Source organism: Nonomuraea sp. NPDC050404 (assembly GCF_040655495.1).
Lineage (GTDB): Bacteria > Actinomycetota > Actinomycetes > Streptosporangiales > Streptosporangiaceae > Nonomuraea.
On sequence record NZ_JBFAKB010000018.1, the window covers coordinates 1 to 9,805 of the forward strand.

8 protein-coding genes are annotated in these 9,805 nt (G+C 66.4%); 5 read left to right on the plus strand and 3 right to left on the minus strand.

What is annotated here, in order from left to right:
* The 3 genes from AB0I81_RS39720 to AB0I81_RS39730 form a co-directional block, all read right to left on the minus strand.
* On the minus strand, window positions 1-2,128 hold a 2,128-nt coding region (locus AB0I81_RS39720), incomplete at its 3' end, for a hypothetical protein (RefSeq protein ID WP_360668294.1).
* A gap of 36 nt (window positions 2,129-2,164) precedes the next feature.
* On the minus strand, window positions 2,165-3,556 hold the full coding sequence (locus tag AB0I81_RS39725; RefSeq protein WP_360668297.1) for a hypothetical protein: 1,392 nt from the start codon (window positions 3,554-3,556) through the stop codon (window positions 2,165-2,167).
* A 135-nt stretch (window positions 3,557-3,691) separates the two neighbouring features.
* A complete protein-coding gene (locus AB0I81_RS39730; RefSeq protein WP_360668300.1) occupies window positions 3,692-4,006 on the minus strand; it encodes a hypothetical protein in 315 nt (104 codons plus the stop codon).
* 814 nt (window positions 4,007-4,820) lie between these two features.
* Here AB0I81_RS39730 and AB0I81_RS39735 point away from each other — a divergent pair.
* The 5 genes from AB0I81_RS39735 to AB0I81_RS39755 all read left to right on the plus strand — a co-directional run bounded on the left by AB0I81_RS39735 (window position 4,821) and on the right by AB0I81_RS39755 (window position 9,787).
* A complete protein-coding gene (locus AB0I81_RS39735) occupies window positions 4,821-5,681 on the plus strand; it encodes a hypothetical protein (protein WP_360668303.1) in 861 nt (286 codons plus the stop codon).
* Between the two features lie 415 nt (window positions 5,682-6,096).
* Window positions 6,097-7,155: a DUF4192 domain-containing protein gene (locus tag AB0I81_RS39740; RefSeq protein WP_360668306.1), complete on the plus strand. Its 1,059-nt coding sequence runs from the start codon at window positions 6,097-6,099 to the stop codon at window positions 7,153-7,155.
* Window positions 7,156-7,282: 127 nt separating this feature from the next.
* Window positions 7,283-7,813, plus strand: coding sequence for a hypothetical protein (locus AB0I81_RS39745; RefSeq protein WP_360668309.1), 531 nt, complete (start codon window positions 7,283-7,285; stop codon window positions 7,811-7,813).
* A 79-nt stretch (window positions 7,814-7,892) separates the two neighbouring features.
* Window positions 7,893-8,915: a DUF932 domain-containing protein gene (locus AB0I81_RS39750; RefSeq protein ID WP_360668312.1), complete on the plus strand. Its 1,023-nt coding sequence runs from the start codon at window positions 7,893-7,895 to the stop codon at window positions 8,913-8,915.
* Window positions 8,916-9,301: 386 nt separating this feature from the next.
* A complete protein-coding gene (locus tag AB0I81_RS39755; protein WP_360668315.1) occupies window positions 9,302-9,787 on the plus strand; it encodes a hypothetical protein in 486 nt (161 codons plus the stop codon).
* Window positions 9,788-9,805 lie beyond the last annotated feature (18 nt).

Consider the following 9,805-nt stretch of genomic DNA (forward strand, 5'->3'; position numbering starts at 1 on the left):
GGTCGGGCAGGAAGGCTGCTGGGCTGGCTTCGGCCAGGGTGCGGTAGTGGGTGACGGCTTCCTGGATGGTTTCCAAGGCGGCGGCCCGGTACCCGGCTAGAGCCTGCCGGACAGCAAGGTTATTGAGTGCACGGCCGTGGTCAGCGAGTGCCTGCTCATCGGTCCCGACCTCCCCGGGCACCTGAGCTTGCGCAGCGAGCAGCGCGAGTTCGCCGAGCGAGGTGTGCCCGAGTGGAATCTGTTCGGCGAGGGCCGCGAGCGGCAGGGGCGTGCCGGGCTCACGAGCCAGCGTTTCGAGCGCGGGCACGAACGGACCGCCCTGAGCCGCGGCGACGCTCAAGGCAGACCGCCACAGGCCGGGCCGGCGGCCAAGCGCTGCGGCCGCCAGATCCGCCGCCCGGTGAGCGTCGTTCTGGGTGGCGCGGGAGATCGCCTCACACGCGTGATCGAGTTCCTCGCCGGTCGCTGCGTCAATGCAGCGGTCGAACAGTTCGGGGTCGCGGCGATGGGGGCGCACGAGAAGGTGCGCGCCGATCGGGTCGGGCCGGATGGAGAGGGTTCCGCTCTCGGGCTCGGTGACCACCATCTCTTCGACGAGATCGGCCAGATGGTCCCGTACGATCCGTTCATCGATCCCCAGGACCTTGGTCACGAGCCCCGGCACGCGCTCCTCGCGCGGAGACAGCAACGCCAGACAGGCCCCCAGCGACCAGAAGATGTGTTTCGACGGCACGTCGCTCGCGTGCCGCTGTTGGTAGGTCTTCTGCCAGTACTTGAACTCCCGCTCCATGACCTCCTCATAAAGCTCGGCGTGCCCACGCGGCAGTTCGCGGACGCCCTCGGCGGCGAGCCAGGCGTGCAGGACGAGGTCGAGCGTCGTCCACTGGACCGGTTGCGGGATGTCCACCGGCGAAGGGCCGACGAGGTCGTGTCCGGCGAAGGCTCGGGATGCGAGCCGGAAAACGCGCCACGGCGCCGGGTGCAAGGGTTCGAGGCGGTGGGGTAAAACTGCGACGTCATGGTCGTCGTCGGACAGCGCCTGCTCGATGTCGGCCCACCAATCGCCCTTGAGACGTGCGGTGAGGACCACGCACGTCGGAGCGGCCCGGCTGCGGACGACTCGAAGCAGAGCGTTGACCTCTTCCGACCTCGCGGCTTCCGCGTAGTCGACGACGACGAGCAGCGGTGAGACGAGCCAGCCGAGCCAGGTGAGTTGGACGTCGTCGGGCTTGCGGATGAGGAATCCGGTGTACCAGCCCTGTTTGGCCATCGTCGCAGCGAGTTCGGCCGCCAGGTGGGTCTTGCCGGCCCCACCGAGCCCGTACAGGATCGCGATCCTTGTCCGGTTCTCTTGGTCGGCGAGCTCGCACCAGTCGACGAACAGGTCGAGTTCGTCACGCGGCGCGAACGGGATACGCCCCCGCCGTGCCTGAAGCTCCGTGAGCGGCCCTGCCTTGGTCCGCGCCGTATAGTACGGCCTCGTCAACGGCTCGCTCCTGGGCGTCTCTGGCTGCGGCAGGATGTCCCCCTCATACAGCCCTACATCGACCCCGAGTCCCCACCGCCCGCACAGCTCGGCACCCGCTGCGACGGCCTTCTCCCACGACAGCGGATCCTCTCGCCCCCCATATCCGTGCGCTGCCCCGGTGACGTCGATGGCGAGGAACGTCCCGTTCGTCTCCCTGACGAGCCCCGCGGAAACCTGATCAGGCACCTCCTGCTGTACGAGAGACGACAGCGGATAGTCGAACGACACCGGGCGTTGGTACTCCCCGCCGAGCCACACGACGACGAACGCATGGAACGTTCCGCCGGCGGTGGCGGGCTCAGCGATGACGATGATCGGGTGCAGCCCGGCGTCCAGGCACCCTCCCGCGTAGGTGACGGCGATGTCCAGACACGTGGCGTGCCGGTGATGCAGCAGCACTTCGCCCGGCGTCCGGATGACCTGACCGCCCGAGTCGCTCGCCGCGTCCTCGTGCGCATATCTGATGTCGCGCCGCGCGAACGCCTCGTACAGCGCCCGCGCCCGAGCAGACCGCGCGTCCACGCCGGGAGCCGGCGCGCCCTTGCCGAGCATCTGCCCGACGACCCCGCGCTGCACGTACGCGGGCAGCAGGCCCGCCATGCTCTCCCGCGACCACCGCAGCCAACCGCTCACAGCTCAGCTCTCCTCTTCGACGGCCCCGATGACGTCGGCGCAGCTCAGCGGATCCCCTCCGGGGGCCTGTGCGATGACCTCGACACGATGCTCCCCCGCCGGCAGGGGCGGCAGAGCGAACTCCCAGACACCCGCGTCCGTCGCCACACCGGGTACGGCGAGTCCAGCGATTCGTGCCTCCACGACGGTCTTGTCCTCGACGGCCGCGCCGTGCCAGCGTGCCCTCAGCGCCACCGGCGCCCCAGCCGGAACCGTCTCGTCCAGGTCGAGTCCCAGCCATGGCTCTTCGGGCGCGTCTCCGCGCGTCGCGGACGTCGAGGCACCGGACAGGATCGCGAGCGCTTGGATGATCTTCGGGCTGGACGCCATCGGCAAGTGCCTATCTCGGACGGGCCGCCAGCGCGACCGTTGCCCGTCCAACTCCAGAGGCACAGCCGAGAACCACGGCACCGTCCCGTCACCGCCGCGCTCAGGCTCCGGCAGCCATTCGGCGTTGACCTTCTCCACCCTGACCCGGCCACCCTTCAGTGTGCTGCGCCCGAGCGTCGCGTGGCCGGGTGCGAACAGCGGCTGAAGGTCGGGCGCGCGCTCGCCGAGCCCTTCCCACGCGGTCCGGATCTCCTCGTGCATGGCGTACGCCCGCCGTGCGTGCTCCGCCTGGGCGGCTTCTGGCCACGGCAGCTCCGCCGGGTAGAGCGCCGCGGGATCGGCGCCCGGCTCCAGCCCAGGCGTCAACTTCCCGGCCAGGACGCTGCGGTACCGGGGCAGCAGATCGTACGCCGACGGCCAGCGCCGCATGATCTTCGTGAGCCGCGGATCACGCACGGCTCCCACACCGACGCCGTTCCACAGCCAGTCCAACACCTTCGGAGCTCCCCGATGCGGCGTTCCGGCCGTGATCAGGGCCGCGCACGAGGATGCCCCACCCAGCGGCCCCAGCCAGTACCGGGCGACGAGCCCGCCCATCGAGTGCCCGACGACGACCACCCGCCGCAGGTTGTCCTCCGGCCGCCCCAGACGATCCCGCAGCCGACGAGCCAGTTCCTCGGCGGCGACCGCCACCCCGGCCCGGAAGTCGTATGGGAACAACAGGACGTTCGCGGACGAGTCACCGGCTCGGCCGGGCGCGATCGTGTCGAACTTCGCGTTCGGAAAGGCGTTCCGCATGCGGATGACGAGATCGCCGTATCCTGGCACCAACGTCTTGCCGATAAGTCTGATCGTCGGCATCAGCTCCACCGGCACGAGCGGGGCGTCGATGTCGAGTGCCCCCGGCTGGAACACCCGGCGGAGCCCTTCGTGGAGTCCGCCCCACACACACTCGCCACGCTCGTCTCGCAGAACGCTGCCGAGAATACCCGGAACGATCACCACGATGTGCCTGAGCCGCGCCATTCATCGCTCCCGACCCGCTGACTGAGAAAGCCACGATATATGCGCCGTTCCGGGAACGTTGGGTATCTTCCCCACTAGCTTCCACTGCCCTACATAACCGAAATTCCGATCTCGGCCGACCGCAAATGAGAGAGGTCAGCGGGTATTCGCAATGATCGTGGCGAAGATGCGGAACAGCAGGCTGGCCAGCCCGAGCACCGCGCCGGCGATGACAACACCCCGTAGCCACGCCGAGTCCGGCACCGTCCCGGCGAGGACGAGCAGGCACACCGCCAGGTCGGCGATGATGACGGTGGCTACGGTCAGGGCATAGTTCCGGACACGCTCAAGTGTCCAGAACCGGACGTTCCGCTGCCTCGCAGAGAGGCCATCGAAATACTTCGAATCCCAGACCAAGGCCAGCAACACGACGGGCAGCACCTGCGCCACCGTCGCATAGAAGTCGCGCATTCTGCACCTCTCCGGCCAGGAAACACGAGCATCCTATTCCGACAAGCCCGCCGCATGGCCCGAAGCGGGTTATTCTACCCGGCACTGAACGGGCGATATGCCCCATTGCGTCGGGAACGGGAAAGGGAGCTGGCCGATCTTCCTGGCATCGAACATACGATCTTCGTAGCCTTGTTCGGTTGGCAAGATGCCAGTCGGCAGTTCATCGGCAAGGAGCAGCCTGGCACCCCGCCGCGAAGTTCACGGCCACAGACAATCTCCGATGGCCGCCGGAGGCGATGCCGAGCGGCCTGGGCTCCGGCACGACACCGTCGGAGGTCTCCAAACGCCCGCCTGTCTGCTGGACTAGGTCGAGAGCGCGCGCTGGCGCCTCGGCAAGTCGCGATCGCAGCTCCTGCTCCACTATCCGCAGTGTCTCGGTGGCCGATGCGATGTCGTCCACCTGGTTAGCCTCGGCCACTCGGGTGGCCAGCGGTAGGCCAATGGCCAGCAGGTAAGAGTGGCCGTCCTAGGTCGCCGCATTGCCCCAGGTCGGAGCCGTGTGAGGATGGCCAGTCGCTGCCCCGACTCTACTGGAGTCCCAGTATTTAGAAGTGCGGGCGGGCTCCATAGCGCTCTAATTCGATTATATCTATTTTCCAATCTACACTTTCCTGCGCTCTTAATTCTCCCTTGTTTTCTTTTCGGTGCAGCTCGAATCGGGATTCTGTTTCCTCAATTGGGGTGGTTGACTTTCATGGGTGTCCAGCCGAGAATATTGGTAAAGAATCGCCGGATGTGATTGATCCAAGCTCCGTTTCGAGATGTAATTGAAGTGTTCGAGGGCAGCGACGCGAAAGCGTTGCAACGGAAACGGAGACAGGAAATGTCGTACGCGGCTTCTGGTAAGAGCGTTCCCGCCAACGTCCCCGGAGAGGGTCTAACTCCGGAGGACATGGCGCGGGTGACGGCGGAGGACTGGGCGGAGATTCAGCGGCTGGCGCGCGGCTATTGCCGTACGGTGGACGCCACGCGGTCCCGTAAGCGGATGGACGGAAGCGCCACGATCGTCAAGCAGGGGCACGCGCCGTATGGCACCGACGACGTTTCGGATGACGTCACTCAGGACGCGGTGCTGCTCTTCGCCCAGAAACTCAGGGACATCTCCGCGTCGTGCCGCAAGGCTTCCGAGAGCTCGGCGGATGTCCCTCTGTGGACTTACGTCCGGCGGGATGGGGGCGAGATGACCGTCTCACGCACGACGCTCCACAGGTGGGCCGTCCGAGACGCCGCCGCGCGGAACGGCTACCGGGTTGATGTGCCTCCCACTGAGGTCGAAGCCACACCCGGTGCTCAGCTCATGCGGGCGGTGTCGCACGTGGAGAACGCCACACGGGCGGCTGCGGCGTTCTGCATGGCCCAGAACAGTGCTGTCATCTTCCGGCAGGCGTTCGGGGACGGCGGAGACTTCCCGCTTCTGCGGGCCATGATGAGGATCGCGGGACAAGCCGATGATCTGGGGCGGGCGGGGATTCTGGGCCAGGTCGCACAGGCGCGGTACGGAGGGGCGTACGGCTCCCGGCGGGCTGTGATCAGGACGCGTGATGCCGCCCGGGCAGAGTGGCGGGAACTGTCCGAGCGCATTGACGGCGCCAGGGACATGCTCAGGTGCGACGACCAATCCACGGAGGAGTAGCCAGAAGAGAAGAGAAAGGGCCTCAGAGTTGCTCTGAGGCCCTTTTCTTGTGGCGCGTTCAGCGTGGACGCGTGCTTGGGATGGGACGTATTGAAAAGGCGTCGGATGGCGGACGATTGGGCGGGCTGGGCACCTGTATTTAAGTGAGAGCGAGATTCGTCGAATCACGATACGGAAGCCTGGAACGGCTGCCCTGCTTCGCATCGCATACCTGAAAGGAACATGCGAGCGCGGACGATTGAGCCGTTCCGGTCACCGTATTTAAGTGAGAAAGGTTTCGCGGCGTAGCAACGTCACTAATTCTCGCCTCACCGGTTATTTTCGCCAGCGCGCCGCAGCGTCAGCACAGCGCGGTGCTGGATTTTTCCCGTTCACCCGGTCATCGGCCGGGACTTTCTCATGTCCGGAGGTTTCCATGACCGCTGCATCCGAACTCGCCAACACCGTCACGATCAAGAACCTGGCTGATCTGGTTTCGACCGTGCCCTACCTGCTCGGGTTCCACCCCACGGAGAGCCTGGTGGCAGTGGGTATCCATGACGCGAAGGCGAAGGCGGTCGTGCGCCTGGACCTGACACAGGACCCTGCCGAGATGGCAGAGCGGACGGGCCATCTGACGAATGTGCTGGTGCGCAACGGCATTCACCAGGCGCTACTGATCGGCTATGGGCCTGGTTCTCAGGTCACACCGATGATGGACGCCGCTACCGAGGCCCTTCCCCAAGGCGGGGTGAACATCAGCGACGCGATCCGGGTTGATGACGGGCGTTACTGGTCCTACATCTGCACGGACGCCAGCTGCTGTCCTCCGGAAGGGGCGCCGGTCGGTCTCACCAACAGCGTGCCCGCCGTCGCCGCTGTGGTGGCTGGGATGCGTGCGCTTCCCGACAAGGCGGCCCTGGCCGCAACCTTGGACCCGCCTCAGAACTTCGATCAGGCCCGCGCCCTGAGCATCACACGGGAGGTCTGCGCCCGGGCGAAGAGGACGAGCGGAGAGTGTGACGACTGGTTCGGGGATGGTGTGAAGCGGGTCATCGCCGCGCTGGATCGCGCTCAGGCCAGAGAAGATCTCGACGCTGAGACGGCGGCCTGGCTCGGTGTGTGCCTGACCGCGAAGCCTGTACGCGACATGGCCATGACGTACATCCAGCGGTACGGCGCAGAGACCCACCTGCGCCTGTGGACGGAGGTTACCCGCAAGGTTCAGCCCGCGTTCGTGGCGGCCCCTGCGACCCTTCTGGCGTTCGCCGCGATGTGCCGGGGTGACGGGACGCTTGCGGGCATCGCGCTCGATCTGGCTCTGTCGGCCAGCTCTCATTACACGCTCGCGCTCCTGTTCGTCGAGGCGCTCATGGTGGGGCTGCCGCCGTCCGAGGTGCTCGGGCGCGACTGGAGCCAGATGGCCGACGACATCGCCGCGCGGGTCCAAGAGCAGCCCTCGGCTGCTTGGCCGCTGCTTCCCGAGGGCTGGTGATCACCCGGTCGCTGACTCGTACCGCACATAACCGTCTCGCCGCCGTGCCTTGGAACAGGGCGCGGCGGCGAGGCCGTTCCCCGATCCATCAATGCTGCCTTGACGTGCCGAAACGAAGGGATTTTCGATGGATGACGGCAATGTGAATGATCTCGTGCTGGAGATCGCCGCGCATCTGAACGGATTCACCCCCAAGACCCTCTGGGGGACGCCGTACCTGATGGGACCGGACGGTGCGCGCCTGGCCGTGCACCCGCTGTTGGGACGGATCGAGTGGATCGTGGTGACAGGGCTCTACCGCGTCGAATCGCCCGACCTCCGACGCCACTCGATCATCGTGGCAGCCTCCCGGGGGCCGAAGCATGTCGCGAAGAAGGTCACTCGCCGGCTGCTGCCGAGGTACATGCGCGACCTCAAACAGCAGCAGGCCAAAGCGGAAAGGTGTACCGAGCGGGCCGATCTGGTGGGCACCCTGTCGACCTTCCTGCCCGGCAACACGATCACCGCAGGCGAGCAGGCGATCGTCCTTCGGTGGCAGCTCGGCTCCATGAGCGGAGTCTTCGAGGTACGAGACCAGGCCACCCGCATCGAGATCCGCAACGCGGACCGCGAGCTGACCGAACGAGTCGCGTACGCGATCAACCAGCGCTCCACCTGAGCGCACGAGACATCTCCACGGGCACCGGTTCCGACCGGTGCCCTTCCTATTTCAACCAGCCAGAGAGAGGCAGCGCACCATGTCCCGTGAGTCCCTGGAGTGGCTGAACACGAACACGCTGATCGGTCACACCGACAAGCGCGGAACTGCCTGGCACCACCGGGCAAGCATGCAAAGGGAGGAACCCAACCACTACCCGGGCGCGATCCCCGTGGAAGACGTCAAGCGGCGCCTGTTCGGCTGGCAGGCGCTGTCCAGCCCGGTGTACGTGGAGGACCCACGCGGTGGGCTCGCCCAGGTGCCCGACCGGCAGGCGATCCTGCGCAGCGACAACGGCCACGTCATGGGCATCTTCTCCGATGGCTACGAACCACATCCGTATGTGGAATGGCTGGTCGGCAACATCTCCCGCCTTCTGGACGCCGATCTGTCGATCGGCTCGGCCGGACTGCTGAAGGGTGGCGCGGTCGCCTGGGTGTCGGTCGAGGTGCCCGACAACATCCGCACCCCCGAGGGGGTGGAGTTCCGTCCGCACCTGTTCGGAGCGACCTCCTTCGACGGCTCCCTGGCCACCACCTTCAAACGCGCGATCACGAACATCGTGTGCGACAACACGATGGCCGCCGGACTCGCCGAACGCGGCCAGCAGGTCAAGATCAAGCACTCGCGCAACTCCAAGTTCCGGCTCACAGAAGCTCGCGAGGTGCTGAACATCGTCTACACGCTGGCCGACGCGTTCTCACAGGCCGTCGGAGATCTCTGCCGCGTCCCGGTGCCCCGGAGCCAGTGGAACGCCTTCCTGGACGCCCACGTACCGATGCCCGGTCAGCGGGGCCGCAGTCGCACCATGGCCGAGAACAAGCGCGACGCCTTGGCCAGGCTCTGGAACCACGACCTTCGCGTGTCGCCCTGGCAGGGAACGGCATGGGGAGTGGTCCAGGCGGTCAACACCTACACCCACCACGAGCAGAACGTACGCGGCGCCGATCGTGCCGAACGGAACATGCTGCGCGCGGTGACCGGCGGCGTCGACGAGCTCGACCGCGAGACCCTGCGCACCCTGTCCACGGTCCTGGACCGCTCGCTCACCATAGCCGTCTGAATCCCACTGATGACGAGGTCGGCTCCCGGCCCGCGCCGGGAGCCGATCGGAAGGAGAGATCGTGTTGTGGACCTGCCCCCGCTTGGGGCGCTCCTGGACACCCACCGGCCGTCCTGCGCGGCGGTCTCGGCAGGGCTCCCGTGAGAAACGGCTCAGAAGCACGGAACAGCGCGCGCTTCGTACTGGAAGGACCAGGTCAGAGCGTCGTTCGCTGGCATAGGGTGTGAGCGAGGCTTTGGCTTGGGATTGATGACGTTGTTGGCAGCCTTGCTCAGCATGCCAAAGACGCCGTGCTCGGAAGCTTCTGAGGGTTCTGAGGCCGCCCCGGCCCTGTCTGAACCGCTGGTGCAGCGGAGATGCCATGAGCGAGCAGGGTCGGAGGCGACATGAACGAGGCGACGGCGCATCTGCTGTTCGACGTGGTTGAGCGCATGGAGAAGAACATCATGGCGCTGGAATGCCCGGCGATCGTGGCGCTGCAGGGCGCGACCAAGCTCTTTCTGAGCGATTACGACTACCTGCGCGACACCGGGACGGCGGTGGCGTTCGAGGCCAGGGCGGCAGAGAAGGCCCTGGAGATCGACGCGGTTCGGTGGGTGCTGGCCGTTCCGCAGGTGTGGTTGTTCAGGCCGCCGAGCACGATCTCCGCTCGGGCCGTCTCCAACCATCCCTTGAGGGAGGGCGAGCAGGAGGCGATCACGTGGATGAGCGCCGACCAGGAGGACGGCGTGGACTACGGGCGAGTGGTGTACGTACGCCGCCCGAGCGGGGAGCCAGTCTTCGAAGAGCCGGAAATCTTCGAGATTGGCATCATGCCGGAGGAGGCCATGCCGGGCTTCGTTCTGCTGCAGCGAAGCCTGGCCAGAGAGTGAGGGCCGGCTCCGAGGAGC

What these genes read in the sequence shown, in the direction of transcription:
- AB0I81_RS39725 (WP_360668297.1), bottom strand. Translation starts at nt 3,556, where the DNA reads ATGGCGCGGCTCAGGCACATCGTGGTGATCGTTCCGGGTATTCTCGGC.
- AB0I81_RS39730 (WP_360668300.1), bottom strand. Translation starts at nt 4,006, where the DNA reads ATGCGCGACTTCTATGCGACGGTGGCGCAGGTGCTGCCCGTCGTGTTG.
- AB0I81_RS39740 (WP_360668306.1), top strand. Translation starts at nt 6,097, where the DNA reads ATGACCGCTGCATCCGAACTCGCCAACACCGTCACGATCAAGAACCTG.
- AB0I81_RS39745 (WP_360668309.1), top strand. Translation starts at nt 7,283, where the DNA reads ATGGATGACGGCAATGTGAATGATCTCGTGCTGGAGATCGCCGCGCAT.
- AB0I81_RS39750 (WP_360668312.1), top strand. Translation starts at nt 7,893, where the DNA reads ATGTCCCGTGAGTCCCTGGAGTGGCTGAACACGAACACGCTGATCGGT.
- AB0I81_RS39755 (WP_360668315.1), top strand. Translation starts at nt 9,302, where the DNA reads ATGAACGAGGCGACGGCGCATCTGCTGTTCGACGTGGTTGAGCGCATG.